Consider the following 21,586-nt stretch of genomic DNA (forward strand, 5'->3'; position numbering starts at 1 on the left):
GAAGAGGGCTCCCAGCCCGCTCCCGCCAACGCATCAGGGGCCCTCCAAAGAGAGCCCCTGACCTGCGGAAACTTCCGACATCACTGTCGGGACGACAGGATTTGAACCTGCGACCCCTTGACCCCCAGTCAAGTGCGCTACCAAGCTGCGCCACGTCCCGTTGCCCGTCTGACCTGGGCTTTCCCCGGTCCGAACGTGCACGGAAACAATACCGCACTCGGGACCCTGGTCGCGCACCGGTTTTGCGCGCCATTCGCCGGGGACACGCCAAAGGGCCCGTTGGTTCCTTACGAGTGCGCAGGTCAGCCGTCGGCCGGGAGGCCCAGCTCCGGATGGTGGTCGAGAAGCCGGGACGGGGCCGCCTGGCGCCAGGAGTCGGCGAGGATGTCGCGCAGTTCGCCCTCGTCCTCCAGAGCGGCAAGGCGCACCCTGATCCACGCGAACTGCGCCTCGTGACCGGCGATCCAGAATTTCCGGGGCTCGGCCAGAACCAGTTCGTCCCGCTCCTCCTTGGGACAGCGCACCGCAATGGACGTCTCGTCCTCAGGCAGCGTGGCGAACATCTTCCCCGCAACCCGGAACGTGGGCATGCTCCAGGCGATCTTCTCCGCTGTATCGGGCAGGGAGAGGGCGATACGGCGTACGTCTTCGGCATCCTGCATGTCCGGCACAGTAGCCAACGCCACCGACAACCGGCGGTCGCTCAGGGGCGGAGAGGACCCGCACCGGCAGCGCCGGCTCGGTCTCGACCTCGCTCGGCAGCCGGCACATGGTGCGGTCGTCATCGCCGCGGAGCCGGTTCGACATGGAGGCCGTCGGGCTGATCGCGGCACGTTCTGCGCGAGAGAGGGTCGAGCGACTCATCCCGCTGCGCTCCGCCTGCTCGTCCAGGAAGCCGCCGCGTGCGGCCCGCAGTCCGGCGAGACGGGCGGTGAGCCCGTCCCAGTGGGCAGGCGGCGTCGGGGCCCGGGATGTGGCGCCCTCAGTTCACCGTCGCGACCGCCGCCAGCGCGTCCAGCACGGGCCGGATCAGCGGATGCCCCTCCGCGCCGCGGCGTACGGCCGCGAACACCCGGCGTGTGGGAGCGACGCCGTCGACCGGGCGGACGACCACCCCGGTCAGGTCCATGCCGCGCAGGGCCGAGCGGGGTACCAGGGCCACGCCCGCGTCGGCCGAGGCGAGCGCGACGACGGCGCGGAAGTCGTCGGAGGAGTGTTCGAGGCGGGGCTGGAATCCGGCATGTTCGCAGGCCAGGACGACCACGTCATGGCAGGGGTTGCCGGGGTACGGGCCGATCCACGGGTCCTTGGCCAGTTCGGCGAGCGGGACCTCGTCCGCGTCGGCGAGCCGGTGGGTGACCGGGACGACCGCGTCGAAGGGCTCGGCGTACAACGGGATGTGCGTCAGCCGGGGGTCGTCGGCGCCGGGCGCACCGCGGTACTCGACGGCGACCGCCACATCGACCTGCCGGTCGAGAACCATGGGCAGGCTCGCGTCACCCTCGGCGTCCTGGACGCGGACCCGGATACCGGGCGCGCTGCGTGCCAGCCGGGCCAGCGCCGGGGCGACGACCATGCCGATCCCGGTGGCGAACGAGGCGAGCGTCACCGTGCCCGCCGAGCCCGCGCTGTATGCAGCCAACTCTGCCTCGGCGCGCTCGAGTTGGGCGAGGACGGCATGGGTGTGGCCAAGCAGGATCTCACCGGCCGGGGTCAGCCGTACCCCCTTGGCGCCGCGCTCGACGAGCCGGTGGCCGGTCTCCTGCTCCAGCGCGGTGAGCTGCTGAGAGACGGCCGAGGGGGTCAGATAGAGCGCGGCGGCAGCCGCCGTCACCGTGCGGTGGTCGGCCACCGCACGAAGGATGTGGAGCCGCCGCGCTTCGATCATGCAGTCGATTATCGCAATATGCCGGGGCTGGTCAGGTGTCCAGCTCGGCCCGGGCGGCGACGAACGCGTCGACCGCGCGGTTCACCTCCTCGGTGGAGTGCGCGGCGGACAGCTGCACGCGGATACGGGCCTGGCCCTGCGGCACCACCGGGTAGGAGAAGCCGACCACGTACACGCCGCGCTCCAGCAGCAGCTCGGCCATGCGTCCGGCCTTCGCCGCTTCGCCGATCATGACGGGGGCGATAGCGTGGTCGCCGGGCAGGATGTCGAAGCCCTCCTCCGTCATACGGCGACGGAAGAGAGCGGTGTTCCCCGCCAGCTTCTCGCGCAGGTCGCCCGCCGACTCCAGCAGGTCGATCACCTTGAGCGAGGCCGCCGCGATCACCGGGGCGAGGGTGTTCGAGAAGAGGTACGGCCGCGAGCGCTGGCGCAGCAGGGCGACGATCTCGGCACGGGCGGCGACGTAACCGCCGGACGCGCCTCCGAGCGCCTTGCCGAGGGTGCCCGTGATGATGTCGACACGGTCCATCACCCCGTGCAGCTCGGGGGTGCCACGACCGCCGGCACCGACGAAGCCGACCGCGTGCGAGTCGTCGACCATGACCATGGCGCCGTAGCGGTCGGCGAGGTCGCAGATCTCGCGCAGCGGGGCGACGTAGCCGTCCATGGAGAAGACACCGTCGGTCACGACCAGCTTGCGGCGTGCGCCCTCGGCCTCCTTCAACTGCCGTTCCAGATCGGCAAGATCACGGTTGGCGTAGCGGAAGCGGCGGGCCTTGGACAGGCGGATGCCGTCGATGATCGAGGCGTGGTTGAGGGCGTCGGAGATGACCGCGTCCTCGGGGCCGAGGAGGGTCTCGAAGACACCGCCGTTGGCGTCGAAGCAGGAGGAGTACAGGATCGTGTCCTCCTGGCCGAGGAACGCGGAGAGCCGGGCCTCCAGTTCCTTGTGCACCTCCTGCGTGCCGCAGATGAAGCGCACGGACGCCATGCCGTAGCCCCAGCGGTCCAGGGCCTCGTGGGCGGCGGCGATCACCTCGGGATGGTCGGCGAGCCCGAGGTAGTTGTTGGCGCAGAAGTTGAGCACCTCGCCCGGACGGCCGCCGGCGGTGACGTTCACTGTCGCGGACTGCGGAGTGTCGATCACGCGCTCGGGCTTGTGGAGACCGGCGGCACGGATCTCGTCGAGGGTGGCGCGGAGGTCGTCGCGCACGGAGTCGAACATGAAGGGGCTCCTAGAGAAATGTGCGGGTCGGGGACGTCGGGAAACGCTCACGCGCTCCAGTCGAGGATGACCTTGCCGCCCCGGCCGCCGGCCGCGTCCTCGAACGCGGTCTCGAAGTCGCGGTAGTCGTAGCGGCCGGTGATCACGGGAGCGAGGTCCAGGCCGCCCTCCAGCAGGACCGACATCGCGTACCACGTCTCGAACATCTCGCGGCCGTAGATGCCCTTGATCGTGATCATGGAGGTCACGATCCGCGCCCAGTCGACGGGGAATTCCTGGGACGGCAGTCCGAGCATGGCGATCCGGCCGCCGTGCGTCAGGTTCGCGATCATGTCCCGCATCGCCTCCGGGCGGCCGGACATCTCCAGGCCGATGTCGAAGCCCTCGCGCAGTCCGAGCGCACGCTGGCCGTCGGCGACGGTGGCGTCGGAGACGTTGAGCGCCAGGCTCACGCCGATCTTGCGCGCGAGTTCCAGGCGCTCCTCACTGACGTCGGTGATGACGACGTTACGGGCGCCTGCGTGCCGGGCCACGGCGGCGGCCATCAGACCGATCGGGCCCGCGCCGGTGATCAGTACGTCCTCTCCGACCAGCGGGAAGGACAGGGCGGTGTGCACGGCGTTGCCGAACGGGTCGAAGATCGCGGCGACGTCGAGGTCGACGGGGACGCGGTGCACCCACACATTGGTGGCGGGCAGGGCCACGTACTCGGCGAACGCGCCGTCACGCCCGACGCCCAGGCCGACCGTCGCGCGGCACAGATGACGGCGCCCGGCCAGGCAGTTGCGGCACTTCCCGCACACCAGGTGGCCCTCGCCGCTGACCCGGTCACCCGCCTTGACGTCCGTGACGTCCCGGCCGGTGGCGACGACCTCGCCGACGAACTCGTGCCCGACGACCAGTGGGGTCCGGATGGCCTGCTGGGCCCAGCCGTCCCAGGACCGGATGTGCAGGTCGGTGCCGCAGATCCCGGTCCTGAGGACCTTGATCAGTACGTCACCGGGGCCGATCTGCGGCTCCGGAACGTCCGTGAGCCACAGGCCGGGCTCCGCCTTCTGCTTGACCAGCGCCTTCAACGCGATGGCTCCTGTGAGTGAGGCCCCGGACGAGGGCGTGCCGAAGGAGCCCGCGCCGGGGAGAGGGGTGAGATCTCGTAGAAATCTGCCGTACGGCGGGCGTCCCGGTCCATCGAGGTTTTCTTAAGCTCGGCCGCAGCTTTCCTTCACGCCCCTGGCAGGGGTCACCGACCGCCCGACCCCTCCGCGCGTATGGCCACGCTCAAGACTTCGTCACCGGCGGCCGAAGCCGCACCCGAGATCGGACCACGGGACGCACGCCCGATACGCCTGATCGGAGCGCGTGTTCAAGAATGCCTCGCGAATCGTGACCTCCGTCACAGCCCGAGGTGATCAAGCCTGATCAACTTGGCGCATGCGTCGCGTCGCCCTCGCCCTGCCCGCTGCCATCGCCGGCGCGCTGCTGCTCCCGGCGTGCGGATCTTCCCCGGACGGCGTCAACGATCCCTCCTGCGGCAAGCCCGCCGGGACCAGCAGTTCGGCCTTGCCTGGAAACCCGTCCGACCCGAAGACGGACGGAGTCAAGATCGTCGGTGCGGCCGCCTGCCCGGCCTTCGAGGTCACCAACGAGGCAACGGAAGCCGTCACCTACACGATCACCTTCCAGTTGCTGTCGAGTTCTGGAGCGGCGCTGGAGAGTTCGAAGCAGACGGTGCCGTCCGTCAAGCCCGGTCAGACCGTGCAGCACGCAGTCGACTTGGGCGAGCTACCCGGGGGCGCACGCGGCGAGGCGCGCCGCGTGAAGATCATCAAGGTCAGGAGTGTCCCCACTGCCGAGGCACCGACTGAAGCAGGCCCCTGTCCGCCTTCGGGAGTGCGCGTGTACGTCGATGACGGCGATGCCGCCATGGGACTGCGCGCCGTCGGGCTGCACCTGACGAACTGTGGGACGGACGCCTATCGCCTCAACGGCTACCCGCAGTTGCAGCTTCTCGACGAGGGGCACGAGCTGGTCGACAGCGTGAGGATCCTCCACGGCGGCGACACCATCGCCACGGGCACCGGAGCGGACGTCAAGCCCCAGCCGCTGGTGTTGAGGCCCGGGGAGAGCGCCCGCGCCGGGCTGATCTGGCGCAACACCACCGGCATGGGGAGCGATCCCATGGATGCGCCCTATGTGAGGGTGGTGGCGAAACCCGGCGCCGATGCGGTGATGGTGACACCGGAGCTGGATCTGGGCACGACGGGGAAGGTCGGTGTCGGCGCCTGGCAGAGGGACGACACGTCCCGTCCCGCACCACCCGTTCCCAGAGAATGAGCGGGAGTTGATCCCGCCTGAACCCCTGCTCAGCCGAACGCCTCGGCAGCTTGGCTGAGCACACCGTGCCGGCACGGTCCGCCATGCGTCAGGCCGAACGCCCTCAACGCTCCTCAGCCACCAGCCGGGTGGAGGCGCGCGGCAGCAACTTGGCCGGGACAAGACGGTGTTCAGGCCTGGTTCCGGCCGGCGGCGGCTGCCGTATCACGTCGATCAGCAGCTCGGCCGCCTGTCTGCCGATCTCCTCGGGTGCCAGGTCGAGCGCGGTGAGCTCCGGGCGCGCGCTGCGCGCGAACTCGCCGTCGGCACCCACCACGATCTGTACGTCGTCGGGGACGCGGAGGCCGAGTTCGCGGCAGACGGCGAGGGTGGCGAAGCCGAACTTCTCCATCACGACGTACACGGCGTCGGGCCGGTCGGGGCGGGTGAGCAGGCGGTGCGCGGCGGCGGTGGAGTCGGTTCCGGACTCGGCCCGGTCCATGAGCACGGGGCGGCCGGTGCGCTCGCACCACTCGAGGTAGGCGGCGGCCGCGTCCTCGTCGTAGGACTGGCCGGTCGATCCGGTCAGCAGCCCGATGCGGCGGGCGCCGGTGGCGGCGAGATGGTCGAGGGCGGCGACGGCGCAGGTGGACAACTCGTTGTCGACCCAGGGGAACGCGTCCTTGCGGGACAGGTCGCGGCCCGTGGTGACGACGGGGACCCCCATGCCCGAGAGGCGGGTCAGCAGCGGATCGTCGGTGAGCGGGTCGATGACGATGGTGCCGTCCAGCGGCAATGAGTCGAAGGGGCGCCCGTCCAGCGACGGCGGGACGAGTACGAGGGAGTAGTCGTGCGCCATCGCGGTCCAGGTCGCCGCGTTCACGATCTTGACGAAGTACTCGATGTCGGTGATGCCACCCTCCACGGCGGTGCGATGGGTCAGGCCGAGCAGCCCGGTACGGGCGCCGCGCAGCCCGCGCGCGTTGGGGTTGGCGCGGTAGCCGATCTCTGCGGCGACGGCGAGGACCCGCTCGCGGGTCTCGGCGCCGACCCGGCCGACTCCGTTGAGCGCGTGCGAGGCGGTGGTGACGGAGACACCGGCCCGGCGGGCGACCTCGCGCAGCCCGCCCCCCTTGGGCGCACCCGGCGTCCGGGAGGCGGCAGCTGCTTCCCGTGACACTGCGCGGCCCGTCGGCTCTGTGACATCTGACATGGCGCTGAGCTTACCGGTTTGACTGCCAAAACGTTTAGGCATTACCGTCCAGCACGTTGCCAAAACGTTTGGGCAATGTCTTCACGGGATACCCCGGGGCGTGCCCCGGGGGTTGCCGACCCCTCGCACACCGCCGTGCACCCCTGTTCCGGCCTTGCCGGACCTCCCCGTACATCCCCGTCCCGTCCCTCCAGGCCGGGACGCGAGTCCGCAAAGGACGCCTGCCGACCATGGCCGAGGCCACCACCACCGCCCCGCCCGGATCCACCGCCGCCGCCCCACCCGGATCCACCACAACCACCCCGCCCGCCGCGTCCCCCGCGTCCGTCTTCACGGTCGAGCAACGCGGTATCGACGCCGTACCCGCCGAGGAGCGCCAGGGCGGGCCGAGCCGGCTGCTCGGGCTCTGGGCCGGAACCAACACCACCGTCTTCACGGTCGTCTACGGAGCGCTCGTCGTCTCCTTCGGCCTGTCCTTCTGGTACGCGGTCGCGCTGATCGTCGCCGGCAACGTGCTGGGCTTCGCCGTCACCGGTCTGACCAGCCTCCAGGGCCCGCGCACCGGCACCTCCACGCACTCGATCTCACGGGCCGCCTTCGGTCCGCGCGGCGGGCGCATCCCGGCGCTGCTGAGCTGGGTGATGCTGGTCGGATTCGAGGCGGGGGGCATGGTGCTGATCGTGCTCGCCGGTCTTGCACTGGTCGACCAGGCCGGAATCACCACCGGCACACCCGTGAAGCTGTTGGTCATCGCGGTCGCGGCAGGGCTTCAGATGCTGCTGCCGCTGGCCGGATACCACCTGATCATGAAGGTGCAGAAGTACTTCGCCTGGATCTTCGCCGCGATGTTCGCGGTGATGGCGGTCCTCGTCGCGCCCAAGGCCGACTTCGGCACCCACGGCCAGGCACCCTCTCTCGTCACCGTCTCCCTGGTCCTGGCCATGGTCACCGCCTCGGGCGGCCTGTCCTGGGCCGACATGGGCAGTGACTACTCGCGCTATCTGCCCGCCGAATCCGCTCCCCGCAAGGTGTTCGCGTGCGCCGCGCTCGGCGGCATGGTGCCCAACATCCTGCTGCAGATCCTCGGCGCCGCCGTCGCCACCGCGACCACCAACGCCGCGGACCCGATCTCCGGTCTCCCGGAGATCCTGCCCGGCTGGTTCAGCACCCCGTACCTGCTGCTCGCGATCGTGTCGCTGCTCGCGGTGAACACCACCGACATGTACTCCTCGGGCCTGAACCTGCTGGCCGTCGGCCTGCCGATCAAGCGCTGGATGGTCGTCTTCATCGACCTGTCGCTGTGCACCGGCATCACGCTGTGGGCGGTCTTCTCCGCCGACTTCTACACCCTGCTGTCCAACTTCCTGAGCCTGATCGTGCTGTGGCTCGGCCCGTGGGCCGCCGTCTACCTGACCGACTGGGCGCTGCGCCGGGGTCGCTACGACGTGCCGTCGCTGTTCCCCGCGGAGACCGGCCGTCGCGGCATCTACTGGCACAAGGGCGGGGTCCGCCCGGCCGGTCTGGTCGCGGTACTGCTCGGGCTTGCCGCCGCCGTGCTCTGGGTCGACTCCGCCGTGTTCGTCGGCCCGCTGTCCCGCGCCGCCGGCGGCCTGGACCTCTCGGTGTTCGCCGGATCCCTCGTAGCCGGGGTCTCGTACTGGCTGCTCGCCCGCCGCACCGTCCGGGCCGAGGCCGAACTGACACCCGGCGCCTGACCCGTCCCGCTTCCCCCTCGCACCACCTTCTGGAGCCACCCCATGAACCAGCCCAGCCTCTGCGCACTCATCGACGCCTCCGAGGGCGTCGTCAAGGCCGACCGCGTCATCAGGGGCGGACAGCTCGTCAACGTCTGCACCGGCGAGATCTACCCGGCCGATGTCGCCATCACGGGCGACCGGATCGCCGCGACCGGTGACGTCTCCGGGTACGAGGGTCCGGACACCGAGATCGTCGACGCGACCGGCAAGTACCTGACGCCGGGGCTCATCGACGGACACCTGCACCTGGAGTGCTCGAAGCTGTCGGTGACGATGTTCGCCGACGCCGCCGTCCGCTACGGCACCACCTCGGTCGTCTCCGGGCTCGACCAGTTCCTCGTGGTGGCCGGGCTCGAGGGGGTGCGCGAGGCGCTGCGCGAGGCGGAGGCGAGCCCCATGAAGATCTTCTGGGGGGCGCCGTTCAAGACGCCGTACACGCTGCCCGAGACGACGGTCGGCTTCTCCTTCGGGCCCGACGAGCACGCCGAGACTCAGGGCTGGGTGGACTGCTTCGGGGTGTGGGAGACCGTCGCCGAGTTCGTCCTCAACCGCGACGAGAAGGTGCTGCGCGCCCTCGAACTCGCCCACCGCAACCGTCTGCCGATCTTCGGCTGCGCGCCCATGGCCGCGACGACCACGATCAACGCGCTCTCGGCCGCGGGCGTCCGGCTCGACCACGAGAGCTACAGCGCCGAGGAGGCGCTGGAGAAGCTGCGCGCGGGCATGTCGCTGCTGATCCGTGAGTCGTCGGTGGCGCACTTCATGAACGAGAACGTGCGCACCGTCACCGAGTTCGGCGCCCAGTCGCGGCGCGTCGGCTTCTGCACGGACGACATGCACGTCGCCGACATCCTGCGCGAGGGCCACCTCGACAAGCTGGTGCGCATGGCGATCAAGGCGGGCGTGCGGCCGGTCGAGGCGATCCAGATGGCGACGCTCAACTGCGCGGAGATGTACCGCATCGACCACCTCGTCGGCTCGATCACGCCGGGCCGCTACGCTGACGTGCTGATCGTCGACTCCCCCGAGTCGTTCCAGGTGGAGCGGGTGTTCGCGCGCGGCAGGCTGGTCGCGCGGGACGGGCGGACCGTCGAGGCGCCGCAGGCCCCCGAGCGCTCCGCCGTCCTCTCCCCCGCCTTCCAGGTCGCCCCGGTCACCGAGGGCACGATCGGTGTCGCGGCCGAGGGCGACGAGGCCCGGGTCCTGGTCGTCGAGATGGACCGCACCGTGCCGTTCGTACGCAAGGGCGTGGAGATGACCCTGCCGGTCGTGGACGGCACCGTCCGCGCCGACCTCGCACAGGACGCCCTGTACGTCACGGTCTCCGAACGCTACGGGAAGAACGGCGGCTGCACCGTCACCGCGATGATCAACGGGTTCGGACTGCGCTCCGGCGCGATCGCCTCCTCCGCCGCCCCCGACGACAACAACATCGTCTGCGTCGGCGCCGACCGCGCCGACATGGCCCTCGCCGTGAACCACCTGGCCGAGCAGGGCGGCGGGCAGGTCGTCGTGGACGGCGGCGAGATCAAGGAGTTCCTGCCGCTGCCGGTGGCAGGCATCGTCGCCGACCTCACCCCGGAGGAGATGGCCGACGCCGAGGACCGCCTGGAGGCCGCCGCCCGTGCACTCGGCTGTGAACTTCCCTCCGCCTTCGGCTACTTGATCTTCCTGGAGATCACCGCCATCCCCGAGTACGCCGTCACCGACCTGGGCGTCGTCAACTACCACACCCAGGACGTCGTCGACATCCTGCGCCCCACCGCCAACTGACACCACCAGCCGAGGAGTTCACTCATGACCACCGCTCCCGCCACCGTGGACGCGTTCATCGCCGGCCTGCCCAAGTGTGAGCTGCACCTGCACATCGAGGGCACCCTCGAGCCCGGCCTGAAGTTCGCGCTGGCGCAGCGCAACGGCATCGAGCTGCCGTACGCCGACGAGGACGCGCTGCGCACCGCGTACGACTTCCACGACCTGCCCGGCTTTCTCTCCGTCTACTACGAGGGGATGTCCGTGCTCCGCGCCGAGCAGGACTTCTACGACCTCGCGGCGGCCTACGCGGCCAAGGCGCACTCCCAGAACGTGCGGTACGCGGAGATCTTCTTCGACCCGCAGGCGCACACCGCGCGCGGCGTCGCCTTCGACACGGTCATCCGCGGTCTGACCCGAGCCCTCGACGACGCCGAGCGCGCCACCGGTTTCAAGGGCCGCCTGGTGATGTGCTTCCTGCGCGACTTCCAGGCCGAGTTCGCGATGGCCACGCTGGTGCAGGCACTCCCCTACAAGGAGTGGATCATCGGCGTCGGCCTGGACTCGGACGAGGCGGGCAACCCGCCGGTGAAGTTCCGCGAGGTCTTCGCCCGGGCACGCGCAGAGGGTTTCCGGCTGACGATGCACTGCGACGTCGACCAGAAGAACTCGACGGAGCACATCCGCCAGGTCATCGAGGAGATCGGTGTCGACCGCATCGATCACGGGGTGAACGCCCTGGAGGACCCGTCCCTGATCGAGCGGATCCGCACGCGGGGCCTTGGCCTGACGGTGTGTCCGATCTCCAACGCCCATGTCACCGACGGCATGAAGGCCGCCGAGATCCGTGCCCTGCTCGACCAGGACGTGAAGGTGACGGTCAACTCCGACGACCCCGCGTACTTCCCGGGCTATGTGGCGGAGAACCTGGCCGCCCTGCGCGAGCCCGCGGCGCTCTGCGACGCCGACCTGGTGCGTCTGCAGCGCAACGCGATCGAGATCTCCTGGGCGGCACCGGCCGTGCGCGAGGAGTTCCTCGCGGAGCTGACGGCATACGCGGAGCGCGGCGACGCCTGACACCTCTGCGGCTGCGCAGAGCGCCCTGGCCAGGCCAGGCCTCCCCCTGCCTCCCCTCGCTCCACGACAGTGAGGACTTCGGCACCGCCCTGCGCCGCCTTGGAGTACGTCGCGCCGAGCACGCGTCGCGAAGGCGACGCAGCGCTCTGGCTCAGCAAGCGCCACGACAGGCCGGACTCACGCATCACGAGCCCGGTCCGTCATGGCGCTACGCGCGCTTCACGTGGCGGACGATCCCACGTCCATCGCCGACGCGCGGCAGTACACGGGCGTGCTCCGTGTCATCGGATTCACCAAGCCGCAGCAGATCTCCAGCGCCGTCCTGGCCGGGCTGGGACTGCGCCTGGCAGCCGAACCGTAGACGGCGATCGTGGACCCGCCCGGCGAGGGCTGCGGCCGACATGTGCGTGTCGACGCCCTGATCTTGGGAACGGCGTGATCGAGTCGCATGGCGGCGGGCCTGAGGCATGCCCGGCGGTGCCGTGTCGCGCGGGGCGGCTTCCGGGGATCTCGGCCGCGACTGTGGGCGTTGGGCGCCACACTATCCCGGGTGCAAACATATGGTATGGGCACAAAGCTGGATGCATCGGACATTCACTCGGCGATCCGGGGGCGCCACGCGCTTCTCGTGATTCCGATCGCCCTGATCGTTGCGATCACGGTAGCGGATGTCCTGACTCCGGGTGTCGAACTGGGGCCGTTGTTGGTCGTTGCCCCCGCCATCACCGCGTCTTTCGCCGGTCCGCTCCTCACGGGGCTCATGGGCACGCTTGCCGTGACATGCCAGTTCCTCGTGCCCGTCCTTCAGAACACCCCGATCACCGCGACCCTGCAAGCACAGGCCCTCGGCATTGCGGTCGTCTCCGGGTTCCTGGTCGCCCTCCGCTACGTGCGTGGCCTGCAGGAGCTGCAGCTTGCACGAACACGTTCCGTGGCGGTAGCCACGCAAGAAGTCCTGATGCGGCCTCTTCCCCGACGCTCCGGCCCCCTGCGCATCTCGACCGACTACATAGCAGCCGAGGAGGAGGCTCAGGTCGGCGGCGACCTGTACGCGGCTGTGCGCTGCGACGGCACGACTCGGCTGGTCATCGGCGATGTCCGAGGCAAGGGGCTGCCCGCCATCGAGGACACTTCCCTCCTGCTCGGGGCTTTTCACGGCTCCGCCTATCGCAACCTTCCCCTGCGGCGCATGGTGATGCATCTGGGGCACGCCATGCACTGGAAGTGGGCGCGCGATACCGACGAGGACCCCGATGGCGCGGAGTCATTCGTGACCGCTCTGGTGCTGGACATACCCGACGACGTCGGCGTGGTGGAGATGATCAGTTGCGGCCATCCGCCGCCCCTGCTGCTGCGCGAGGGCAAGGTCAGCCCGTTGGAAGCGCGCAGTCCGGGATTCCCGCTCGGTTTGATCGCACCCTCCGAGGACCAGTACGTGGTCGACACCTTCGACTTCGGGCCCGGCGACATCCTGCTCCTGTACACCGACGGAGTCATAGAAGCACGGAACCCCGAAGGCACCTTCTACCCGTTGCCCGAGCGGGTCGCCGCCTGGGACGGAAACGGCGGTCCGGAGCACCTCGTCCAGTACGTCCACAAGGACCTGCTCAGCCACGCCAAGGGCCACATCGGCGACGACGCCGCCATCATCGCCATCGAACGCCGTCCCTGAAGACCGCGCCGCCTCTGAAGACCTTATGGACGGCCGCCGCGAGCGAGGGCCGCTTTGCCCCATCCACGGTCAGCCCTCGCCCACAAGGTCGAGGTCGTCACGAGACGCCTGCGCGGTGAGCTCCGGGACGGGCCCCTTGCGGTTCAACGCCAGGGACACAGCCCGCCACCGGGGGTGCGTCGGGAGGCCCACCGACCGCCACTGATCACCGGGCCCGCCGACCTGACGGTCGGCGGGCCCACACCGTCAGGCCGTCGAACGCAACCGGTCCAATTCACTGCCGATCGCATCCCGCAGCACATCGTGCTGCGCGCCGAGCCTGAACCGCTGGTCACTCCACCGGTCACGCGGATACAGCCACACCGGCTTGCCCACCAGTTCGGCCGGCTCCCACTCGAACCGCGGCCAGACATGGGCATGCAAGAACGGATCGGCGTTCCCCAGGATCTCCAGGTTGACCCGACGGAAATCGGGGTCCAGTCGCCGACAGGCCCTCTCGACCGCTTCTGCGAGTTGGTCCATGTCGGACAGAAACGACAGCCGCTTGGCTCTCGGCAGGTCAGACAGCCGTTGAACAGCCGGCTCGTCCGTGAGGAGAACTGAGTACCCGGGCAGGAACTGAACGTCGCCGATCACCGCGAAGCCAGACTCAAGCCGCCGCAGCACAGTCGGATTCTTGCCGCGCAGAGCAGCCCCGATCCGGTCCATCCGCCAGTCCTCAGTCATGGCCCGAACCTACCCGCCGGTGATCAAGACCTGCTCTTCGCTCCCCACTCAGCTGCGGGTGGCCTGCGCGGCATGTCTTCTCGGCGACGCATCCTGCATGCGAGTCGCCCGGTGGAACAGGCCGCGGACACCGATTGACAGCGTCCACACCAAGAGGGCGAACGCCGCTACCCGCTCCATGCCTCCCATCCCGAGTCCGAGATAGCGGTGGGAGAGAAGGAGCCCGAAGGACGTGAGCGCCATTGCTCCCAGCAGACTGGTCGCCCAGCGCAGCGGACCCGGCACATCGTCCGCCAGACCGACTCCCGCCAACACGAGGCCGATGTTGCCCACGGCCATGATGAGCAGCGCACCGAGGACATGCTGATTCTCGTGGACGTCCGCAGGCGCCAGCCCGGCCAACACGAATCCCACGCCGGCACAGGCCAACAGGCACCGGGCCACGATCGCGGTCGCACCTCTGCGCCAAAGAGCCCCGGCGAAGACGACACCGACGACGAGGAGCGTCCCCAAAGCCACGAACGAGGCGTTCATCAGGCCGTGTTCGGGCGAGCAGATATAGCGTGGTTCAGGTTCCGACTGCATGGCGCAGTGTGCATTACCCAAGTCGCTGATGTTGTTCCGCGCCCAGCTGTATGGCCTGCTCCAGGCCGACTCGACGATCCCGTGGGCCACAAAGAACTGCGCTACACCTGCGACCCACGCGACGTATCCGATCCGAGCCTTCAACTTTCCGCCTTCTCTCGCACGGTTCACGTGCGAACAGAAGATCATGCACGGCTGACCTCGGACACTCCGGCAAGCCCCCGGGCACGAGGTAGGGCAGACCCTACTGGGTGGCGGCTGTGAGCAGACCCGGTGGTATGGAGGCGCGCCTCAGCACGTCGTCCAGCGACGGAGCTTCTCGGGGTTGCGTACTACCCAGATGTGCTTGATCCGGTCGCCCGCGACCTCGAACGCGAACACCGTCACGGTGACGCCGTCTTGCTCAGCCACCAGGCCGGGCTGGCCGTTGACCGAACTCTCCAGGAACGTCATGTTGCCGGGCCTCCGGCGGGCGATTTCGACCCAGGCGTGCGCGACCTGCTCGCCGCCTTCGATGGGGCGCAGGAAGGTGGTGGCGAGGCCGCCGCCATCGGCGATCGCCGTGGCGTCGGGGTCGAGCAGGCCGATGAGGGCGTCGATGTCCTTGGCTTCCCATGCCTGCTTGAAGTCCCTGACGATGCCGGCGCGCTGGGCTGCCGGAGTCGCGGAAGGCTGCGAGGTCCGGATGCGGCGGCGGGCCGAGGAGGCCAGCTGGCGGCATGCCGCCGGGGTACGGCCGACGATCTCGGCCACTTCGGCAAAGGAGTGGCAGAAGACGTCGTGCAGGATGAACGCGACGCGCTCGGCCGGGGTCATCGATTCGAGCACGACCAGGAACGCCAGGTTGACCGACTCATCCAGGGTGACCCGGTCGGCCGGGTCGGCGGTCGCACCGCCCGGCCGCCCGCTGATCCACTCCGTACGCCCGGGCAGCGGCTCAGGAATCCATTCACCCACGTAGGTCTCTCGCCGGGCCCGTGCCGAGCCGAGCAGATTGAGGCAGATGCGGCCGGCGACCGTCGTCAGCCAGGCACCGGGGGACTCGATGGCGTCCTGCTGCTGCCGGGACATGGCGTACCAGCGGGCGTACGTCTCCTGGACGGCATCCTCGGCCTCGGCCAGGGAGCCCAGAAGCCGGTACGCGAGATTGATCAGCTGACGCCGCTCGCTCATGATCGCGTCCAGGCCCGGATCGGGCCGGCCGTGTCCTGGCTCGGATCGGGTGGTCATGGTATCGACAGCTCCCTCGCTCGCATCTGCCCTCACCAGTTCGACAACACAGCGCACCGGAATGTGAGGCCGATGCGTCGCCTCACCTCCCGGGGGCTGCGTCGTCGAACTGACGAAGGCCCACCCCGCTACCCCGACTGGAAGTTGGAGAAGATCCAGAATCAGGACGCGAGAAGTCCTCAGCATCCGACAGGGCTGCACCACAGCCGCAGCGCGGCGAGCGTCGCCCTTCCGGAGCGCTCGGACCGTCGACGAGCGGCTGCCACCCCCGGAGCTTCACCTCGCTCGGCGATCGCTGTCAGAGATTCGGTCGGCCGTAACTCACCACTTATGGATCACGGACCAGTTGACGCCCGTCCTCGCCGTGCGGTGCGCCAGGTAGCCACCGGCCGTAGCGCCATTCTGTGGCCGCCTTCCTGTTGTCGCCGGCATAAGCGGCAACTGTCTGGATGCAGTCCGCGTCGCCGTTGGGTGCTGGGGCCTTGCCTCCGTCGGTCTTCTTCATCCCAGCGGACTGATAGGTCGAGGCGAACGGGAACTCGTCACAGTTGATCTCACGCCTTGCACGGCACACAGCCGGTATCTGTGTTCTTCTGCCCGCGATGACTCTCGGGGGCTCTTGGGGTTGCCAGCTGTGTGTCAGGATGCGCTGATGAACGACCTCATACGCGCCTGGGAGCACATCGAGACCTGGCTTCGAGAGCACCAATGCACCAGTGCTCTCTCCAAGCTGCACCCGCCTGCCTCCCAAGAGGCCATCCGGTCCCTCCAGGACGCCATCTCGTACCCGCTCCATCCCCATCTCGTGCAGTGGCTCGGAATCCACGGCGGCGCCCCCATGTATGACGCCCCCATCTGGCCGGGCGGCTACGTCCCGTACGACGTCGAAGCGCTCAAGGGCGGGCCGGAGTACATGGAGGAAATGCTCGACGAGTTCAATGAGCAGCGTGATGAGGATCCCGAGACCTGGATTCTGGATCCGTGGGCGGACCCGCTGTGGCTCCCGATCGCCGGCACACACACGGGGGAGAGCCTCCTCATCGACCACCGGCCCGGCGATACCTACGGCAACATCATCGAGATCGACTATGAGGACAACGAGGTCACCGCAGTCCGCTGGAAGAGCCTGGGGGAGATGATCAGGCTGATGGCCGAGTCCCTGGAGTCCGGATCCCCTATGCCCTGCTCGCCCCAGTACTCGCTCGTTCCTCAACTGGACGAAGGCCCACCCAGCTACCTCAATTGGAGGTTGGAGAAGATCCAGGATTAGGACGCGAGAGACCCCCTCCCGCAGATCAGCAGAAGGGGGTCTTCTTCTGTCTACTTGCTACGGCCTGACCAGACCGGGGACATCGATGAAGTACGCATCATTGTCCAGCATTCGCTGCTTGGTGTAGAAGCCCGAGAGGCGGGAGCCAGCACGCTCATTCTGGGCACCGGCCATGGTGGCACGGGCGCACTTCTCCGTGTACGTGGGTGCCGTGTTCGGCGCCCTCAGGTCGTCGTAGAGACGCCACTTACCGTCAGCGTCCTTACGGGCATACGCCTGCAGACACTGTGTACCGTTAGTGACATCCGCCTGCGATCCGCCGCTCTCCTTGGAGGCCGCGAAGGCGTACTCATCGCACTGAGTGTTTTTCTTGTCACCGGTCGCCAGCGGGTGCAACTTCAGTGCGTACGGACCACTGTCCGGACAGACGAGAGCGCGGTTCTGGTCTCGCTTGGCCGTGTCGAATTCACGGTGCAGCGGACTGTTGTGCTTCTTGCTGCCGGGGTGCCAGTCGAGCTTGTCGCGCATCTCCATGTAGTAGAGCGCGGCACCTTCAGCATACTTGTGCTTCAGGTTGAACATCGGCGTGTACTTGGGGAAGACACAGCCGACGGACGCCGCATTCGGCATCATCTGGTCACAGCGGATCTGTCCCCAGAACACCCAGCTCGGCTCGGTGACCTTCACCGCACCAGGAGCAGCGGACGCCTTGAAGCCGAGGAAACTGCCTCGGTCAAACTCCTGGGACGTGCCAACGGCAGCCGTCTTCCAGATGAACTTACGAGTCTGGACTTTCTGCTCGGTCACCGACGAGGTGCTGGTCCAGGAGGTCGGTCCGGTAAATTCGGGGCCGACGAACTCCTTGTCGCAGACGCTTACACCACAAGCGGCGTCCCAGTAGTCGAGCGACACAGTGCCGAGCGAACTTTGGATGTCAAGCGGAGCGATGAAGTTCCGCTGGAGCCACTCACCCTTGTTGTCCAGTTTCATCTCTTCACGGACGAGGAAGATGGCGGTGCCGATGTGCTTGGGCGGTTGATTGTTGCTGATCTGCCACCAGTCGACCACTACACCGACCTTGTGACAGCCTTCACGGCAGGTGAGCGTGTATCCGCCGACCGTCGGGTCACTGCACCAGGAGACGAGAGCATCGGTGGGCGCCGCAAGCGCCGTCGCTGCCCTTGTGATCTCGGTGTCGTACTTACGGCTCTGACACATCTCGATGTCAGGGTTATCGGTCGTGTAGCAGTTGTCCCGGCTTCCGGGCTCCGACGGAGCACCATGCGGGCTTGGCTGCTTCTCAGGAACATCCTCCGCCTCGTAGGGCTCCTCCTCCGGGATGGGGTCTTGGTCGGCACCGCCGTCCGGGATGGCAGTGTCGCCGCTGATCGGCCCCTGGCCGGTGCCGTAGTCGTAGACCTTCACCAAGCCCTTGTTGTCAGCCCGGTCGACGGCGCGGCCCTCGATACGGTTCATGCCCCGCTCATCCGGCATGCCCGTCACAGTGGTCGGCTTACCGGCAACGGCGGGCTTCTCCACAGTCCAGGCGCCACCGTTGGTACGGCTCTCAATGCCTCGGACATCACCGGCCCCAGGTGTGATGTCGAAATTGCCGGTGCCCTTGTTCGGCGTCCACGCGCCCTCGGGGTAGTCGGTGGAGGCAATCTTCGCCGGCGCCCCCGGTGGGGTGGTGAGGACGACGAACTGGGTCCAGGGAGACCAGTTGAGGTTGTAGTGGGTGCCGTCGTAGGCGTTGGTGCGGAACTTGTAGGTCTTGCCGTCCTTCAGCTGCCCGGCCGGCACGGTGACGGAGGCAGGCTTACCGGAGGCGACGAAATCCGAGACGATCAGGCCGTCGCCGGCCTGGGTGGTGATCGGGATGTTGGTGGCGGCGTCGTAGATCTGGAAGGTGCCGTTGACCTTGTCGCCGTCCGGGTCGGTGAAGGTGTCGCGCAGGGTCGGGGTGGTGGTGTTGACCGCCCACACCCCCGCGTACGACTTGAACGGCGCGCCGGCCTGACGGTCCATACCGTCGGACGGCCGGTAGTTGTACGTCACGGACAGCTTGGGCTGATTTGCCGTGGCGTTCGCCGAGTTGACCCGCTTCCACGCCTTGACGTCGTCGGTCGCGGCGCGCAGACCCATGTGGCCGCGGGTGACCTTGACCGAGGCCCAGGTCTGCACGAGAGTGTCGACGTCGGCGTTGATCCAGCCGTCGGGCTGGGTCGAGGCGCAGCCCGGGTTGCCCTTGGTCTGCGTGGAGGAATGGAACTGCTGGTGCCATGCGGGCTGAGACGTCCACCGCGACGACGTGGACGGGGACCCGGTGTTCCAGATGGTCCAGGACTGGGCACTGCAGTCGGTGTTGCCGGAGTGGAAGTTCCACAGCGACAGGTTGGTGTCGACGATTAGCGCGTCCTGGATCGGTGTGGTGTTCCAGGAGATGAACGAGCGCGCGGTGCGCGGGGTACCGTCGGCGTTCTTGGTGCCGGGGTTACCGAAGTCGAGTTCGACATCGGTGGACCAGTCGACGGTCTCGCCCTGCTGCACATAGGTGTCGAAGGTGTTCGCCAGCGCGGAGGTGGATGGGTCGACAGTGACCGGGTACTTCGTTGCCGGGTCGGCGAGAAACGCCGCCGACGGGGTGATGACCAGGTCGACCTCGCCCGCGCCCTTGTTGACGACCCTCATGTCGACGCGGGCGCGGTGGGTGTGCTCGCCGGAGACCTTGTCGACGGACGCGTCCCACATGACCGGGGCAGGCATGGTGGCCCGCGCATCGCCGGTCTTGGCGTCCCGGAAGGTGACGGAGCCGTCCTGGTCGGCCTTGGCAGTCAGCCCTTTGGCCTTGATCGGCAGGGTGTAGGAATAGGCGCCGGACGGTTGGTCACCGATCTCGACGAACTGCTCGAAGCCGGTGCGGGTGGCTTCGACGACGACGTCGGCGCCGGGCACCGCGTTCCTGTAACGGGCGCGGGTGCCGTCGAGTTCGGGTTGCGGCAGGCCGCCCTTCCACTGGAGCGTGACCTGCTGGTCGCCGCTGCCGAGGGTGACCAGGTCACGAGCTGTTTCATTCTGTGCGGCGCGCAGCGACGTAGGCAGGGTGCCGCCCCTACCGCCCAGGCGCAGCCCGCCCGGGTGCACCTTTGGGGTGATGCTGCCGTCGGCGTTCTGGGCGAGGTTGGCGTCGACCTGTTGCCACTTGCCGCCCTTCCACACTCGCTCGGGGCCGGCGGTCAGCTCGGTGGTGAAGGTGCCGTCGGGGTTGGCGACGGTGTAACTGGTGGGCGTGGTCTCGTCAGTGACGACGACCTTCTTGCCGGTCTTCTTCGCCTCGGTCAGCGCCCATGCCTTCGAACCCTTGGCGTGCTTCGCCGCCCAGGCGATGTCAGAGGCCAGGATCTCGGCCTTCGAAGGCTGCGACACCTCAGCGGCAGACCCTGCAGACGCCGCCGCGGGAGACGGCACGGCCGCTCCTGCGGTGCCAGCCGCCAGCGAAGCTTTCCGCGACCAGCAGTAATGCCGCTCCGACAGCGAGCCGCGCCCGTCTTGTGCGGCGCAGACCGGCTATTCGTGCATGCAATGTCCACACACCCTTCCTGTGATCGACAAAGACATGCATGCACCGTAGATCTTTACTATTGCTTGGGGTATTCATGGCAAAACAGATGACCGGAATCCAACGTTCCTTGCAGCCGGGGAACCTGAGATCTTGAGGTTCCTCGTTCGTAAACGTTGCGTAAGTAACACGGCATGGCCACTACCGTGGCTGAAAGAAGGGGGACGTTGTACGGGGCGGAATGGCAGGGATCCTTGCGTAAGTTGAGCCTGTCCCGGTTCGTCCCGCGAGAGGTCGTCTTCTCATGATGTTTCATCCCGAGATATGCGTTCGGGTCGGGCCAGGAGGTGGTGGCTTCGTCCGTGAGGTGGCGAGCCATCAGGCCGGTCATGACGAGATAGATCACGCTTCGGAGTGGGCGGGCAGGGTCTCGTAGTCGCACGCCAGACGGCGGTCGAACCTCGACCATCCGCAGGTCCGCTCCTGACCTCGTTCGCCGACTCCGGGGCCTGGTACACCTCTTACGCAGAATCACCGGCCACGGATCGCTGACAGCCGCCCGGCGACGCAACCGAGACTTCATGCTGCTGTGGAGCGGCCAGGTCGTCTCGACGGTGGGCATGCGGGTCACCACGCTCGCCTATCCGCTACTGGTGCTCGCGCAGACGGACTCACCGTTCCAGGCGGGGCGTGGGGTTCACCCAGACCTTGCCATTCCTGGTGCTGTACCTGCCGGCCGGGGCACTGGTCCACCGTTGGGACCGCAGGCACGTGATGCTGGCGGCCGACGGTGTCCGGGTTGTGCTGCACGGTCCCGTCGTGCTGGCGCCGGCGGTCGAAAGGCTGATTGTGGCGGCCCTGTTGGCGGTTGTCTTCCTGGACGGCGCGTGCTCCGTGTTCTTCCAGCTCGCGGAGTCCGCGGCGCTGCCGCACATCGTCCCGCGGCACCAACTGCCCACCGCGGTCGCCCAGAACCAGGCCCTCGAACTCGCCGCCGACCTGGCCGGACGCCCGCTGGGCGGTGCCCTGTTCACCGCCGGCCACATCCTGCCGTTCGTGGCGGACATGCTGTCCTACGCGCTCGGCTTTCTGGCCATGGTCTTCGTACGGCCAGGCATCCAGGACCGGAGCGACGTCGACCACCGGCGGCGGGGGCTGCTCGCCGACATCTCCGAGGGGCTGGTGCAGCAAAGGCATGCACGTGATGCACCACCAGCAGACGAAGAACCCACTGGAGGTTCTCCTGCGTCGAGAGAGTGGCCCGCCTGACGGGGCACAATTCTCGCTGTCACCGCGCTACGCGCCATTCGTGGTCACTC

Annotated in this window: 17 protein-coding genes and 1 tRNA gene; 8 read left to right on the forward strand and 10 right to left on the reverse strand. The window is 68.2% G+C overall.

From position 1 onward, the window contains the following. Positions 1–86: 86 nt before the first annotated feature. The 5 genes from BIV24_RS27535 to tdh all read right to left on the reverse strand — a co-directional run bounded on the left by BIV24_RS27535 (position 87) and on the right by tdh (position 4,189). Positions 87–160: transfer RNA gene (locus BIV24_RS27535), tRNA-Pro, on the reverse strand. A 142-nt stretch (positions 161–302) separates the two neighbouring features. After that, positions 303–662, reverse strand: a complete 360-nt coding sequence (locus BIV24_RS27540; protein WP_071369226.1) for an MmcQ/YjbR family DNA-binding protein — start codon at positions 660–662, stop codon at positions 303–305. Between the two features lie 320 nt (positions 663–982). Continuing rightward, positions 983–1,888 (reverse strand): LysR family transcriptional regulator, encoded by a 906-nt coding sequence (locus tag BIV24_RS27545; RefSeq protein WP_071369175.1) that lies wholly within the window; start codon positions 1,886–1,888, stop codon positions 983–985. Positions 1,889–1,919: 31 nt separating this feature from the next. Continuing rightward, on the reverse strand, positions 1,920–3,113 hold the full coding sequence (locus tag BIV24_RS27550) for a glycine C-acetyltransferase (RefSeq protein ID WP_071369176.1): 1,194 nt from the start codon (positions 3,111–3,113) through the stop codon (positions 1,920–1,922). Between the two features lie 47 nt (positions 3,114–3,160). Continuing rightward, positions 3,161–4,189, reverse strand: a complete 1,029-nt coding sequence (gene tdh / locus BIV24_RS27555) for an L-threonine 3-dehydrogenase (protein ID WP_071369177.1) — start codon at positions 4,187–4,189, stop codon at positions 3,161–3,163. A 355-nt stretch (positions 4,190–4,544) separates the two neighbouring features. On the opposite strand from tdh, the gene BIV24_RS27560 reads away from it, so the two are divergent. Continuing rightward, positions 4,545–5,447 (forward strand): DUF4232 domain-containing protein, encoded by a 903-nt coding sequence (locus BIV24_RS27560; RefSeq protein ID WP_071369178.1) that lies wholly within the window; start codon positions 4,545–4,547, stop codon positions 5,445–5,447. A gap of 103 nt (positions 5,448–5,550) precedes the next feature. On the opposite strand, the gene BIV24_RS27565 is transcribed toward BIV24_RS27560, so the two are convergent. Next, a complete protein-coding gene (locus BIV24_RS27565) occupies positions 5,551–6,639 on the reverse strand; it encodes a LacI family DNA-binding transcriptional regulator (protein ID WP_071369179.1) in 1,089 nt (362 codons plus the stop codon). A gap of 230 nt (positions 6,640–6,869) precedes the next feature. Between BIV24_RS27565 and BIV24_RS27570 the strand changes: the two genes are divergently transcribed. The 5 genes from BIV24_RS27570 (at position 6,870) to BIV24_RS27585 (ending at position 12,897) form a co-directional block, all read left to right on the forward strand. Then, positions 6,870–8,354 (forward strand): purine-cytosine permease family protein, encoded by a 1,485-nt coding sequence (locus BIV24_RS27570; RefSeq protein WP_079168570.1) that lies wholly within the window; start codon positions 6,870–6,872, stop codon positions 8,352–8,354. A 42-nt stretch (positions 8,355–8,396) separates the two neighbouring features. Next, positions 8,397–10,169 carry an adenine deaminase C-terminal domain-containing protein gene (locus tag BIV24_RS27575; RefSeq protein WP_071369180.1) on the forward strand — a complete coding sequence of 591 codons (1,773 nt, stop codon included), beginning with the start codon at positions 8,397–8,399 and terminating at the stop codon, positions 10,167–10,169. Positions 10,170–10,193: 24 nt separating this feature from the next. Then, positions 10,194–11,225, forward strand: coding sequence for an adenosine deaminase (gene add / locus BIV24_RS27580; RefSeq protein WP_071369181.1), 1,032 nt, complete (start codon positions 10,194–10,196; stop codon positions 11,223–11,225). Positions 11,226–11,448: 223 nt separating this feature from the next. Next, positions 11,449–11,586: a hypothetical protein gene (locus BIV24_RS34610; protein ID WP_177198837.1), complete on the forward strand. Its 138-nt coding sequence runs from the start codon at positions 11,449–11,451 to the stop codon at positions 11,584–11,586. 267 nt (positions 11,587–11,853) lie between these two features. Next, positions 11,854–12,897 (forward strand): PP2C family protein-serine/threonine phosphatase, encoded by a 1,044-nt coding sequence (locus BIV24_RS27585; RefSeq protein ID WP_245766958.1) that lies wholly within the window; start codon positions 11,854–11,856, stop codon positions 12,895–12,897. A gap of 246 nt (positions 12,898–13,143) precedes the next feature. Here BIV24_RS27585 and BIV24_RS27590 read toward each other — a convergent pair whose 3' ends face one another. The 3 genes from BIV24_RS27590 to sigJ form a co-directional block, all read right to left on the reverse strand. Then, on the reverse strand, positions 13,144–13,623 hold the full coding sequence (locus BIV24_RS27590; RefSeq protein WP_071369183.1) for an HIT family protein: 480 nt from the start codon (positions 13,621–13,623) through the stop codon (positions 13,144–13,146). A gap of 48 nt (positions 13,624–13,671) precedes the next feature. Further along, positions 13,672–14,397 carry a DUF998 domain-containing protein gene (locus BIV24_RS27595; RefSeq protein WP_079168571.1) on the reverse strand — a complete coding sequence of 242 codons (726 nt, stop codon included), beginning with the start codon at positions 14,395–14,397 and terminating at the stop codon, positions 13,672–13,674. Positions 14,398–14,499: 102 nt separating this feature from the next. Then, on the reverse strand, positions 14,500–15,438 hold the full coding sequence (gene sigJ / locus BIV24_RS27600; protein WP_071369184.1) for an RNA polymerase sigma factor SigJ: 939 nt from the start codon (positions 15,436–15,438) through the stop codon (positions 14,500–14,502). A gap of 652 nt (positions 15,439–16,090) precedes the next feature. On the opposite strand from sigJ, the gene BIV24_RS27605 reads away from it, so the two are divergent. After that, positions 16,091–16,708, forward strand: a complete 618-nt coding sequence (locus tag BIV24_RS27605) for an SMI1/KNR4 family protein (protein WP_071369185.1) — start codon at positions 16,091–16,093, stop codon at positions 16,706–16,708. 57 nt (positions 16,709–16,765) lie between these two features. Here BIV24_RS27605 and BIV24_RS36290 read toward each other — a convergent pair whose 3' ends face one another. Next, positions 16,766–20,134 (reverse strand): DNRLRE domain-containing protein, encoded by a 3,369-nt coding sequence (locus BIV24_RS36290; RefSeq protein WP_071369186.1) that lies wholly within the window; start codon positions 20,132–20,134, stop codon positions 16,766–16,768. A gap of 823 nt (positions 20,135–20,957) precedes the next feature. On the opposite strand from BIV24_RS36290, the gene BIV24_RS27615 reads away from it, so the two are divergent. Continuing rightward, positions 20,958–21,536, forward strand: a complete 579-nt coding sequence (locus tag BIV24_RS27615) for an MFS transporter (RefSeq protein WP_071369187.1) — start codon at positions 20,958–20,960, stop codon at positions 21,534–21,536. The last annotated feature ends 50 nt before the right edge of the window (positions 21,537–21,586 follow it).

Origin of the sequence: Streptomyces colonosanans, assembly GCF_001866645.1 — a bacterium.
GTDB lineage: Bacteria > Actinomycetota > Actinomycetes > Streptomycetales > Streptomycetaceae > Streptomyces > Streptomyces colonosanans.

What these genes read in the sequence shown, in the direction of transcription:
- BIV24_RS27540 (WP_071369226.1), bottom strand. Translation starts at nt 662, where the DNA reads ATGCAGGATGCCGAAGACGTACGCCGTATCGCCCTCTCCCTGCCCGAT.
- add (WP_071369181.1), top strand. Translation starts at nt 10,194, where the DNA reads ATGACCACCGCTCCCGCCACCGTGGACGCGTTCATCGCCGGCCTGCCC.
- BIV24_RS27560 (WP_071369178.1), top strand. Translation starts at nt 4,545, where the DNA reads ATGCGTCGCGTCGCCCTCGCCCTGCCCGCTGCCATCGCCGGCGCGCTG.
- BIV24_RS27595 (WP_079168571.1), bottom strand. Translation starts at nt 14,397, where the DNA reads ATGATCTTCTGTTCGCACGTGAACCGTGCGAGAGAAGGCGGAAAGTTG.
- BIV24_RS27570 (WP_079168570.1), top strand. Translation starts at nt 6,870, where the DNA reads ATGGCCGAGGCCACCACCACCGCCCCGCCCGGATCCACCGCCGCCGCC.
- BIV24_RS27545 (WP_071369175.1), bottom strand. Translation starts at nt 1,888, where the DNA reads ATGATCGAAGCGCGGCGGCTCCACATCCTTCGTGCGGTGGCCGACCAC.
- BIV24_RS27565 (WP_071369179.1), bottom strand. Translation starts at nt 6,639, where the DNA reads ATGTCAGATGTCACAGAGCCGACGGGCCGCGCAGTGTCACGGGAAGCA.
- BIV24_RS27550 (WP_071369176.1), bottom strand. Translation starts at nt 3,113, where the DNA reads ATGTTCGACTCCGTGCGCGACGACCTCCGCGCCACCCTCGACGAGATC.
- sigJ (WP_071369184.1), bottom strand. Translation starts at nt 15,438, where the DNA reads ATGACCACCCGATCCGAGCCAGGACACGGCCGGCCCGATCCGGGCCTG.
- BIV24_RS27605 (WP_071369185.1), top strand. Translation starts at nt 16,091, where the DNA reads ATGAACGACCTCATACGCGCCTGGGAGCACATCGAGACCTGGCTTCGA.
- BIV24_RS27590 (WP_071369183.1), bottom strand. Translation starts at nt 13,623, where the DNA reads ATGACTGAGGACTGGCGGATGGACCGGATCGGGGCTGCTCTGCGCGGC.
- BIV24_RS27575 (WP_071369180.1), top strand. Translation starts at nt 8,397, where the DNA reads ATGAACCAGCCCAGCCTCTGCGCACTCATCGACGCCTCCGAGGGCGTC.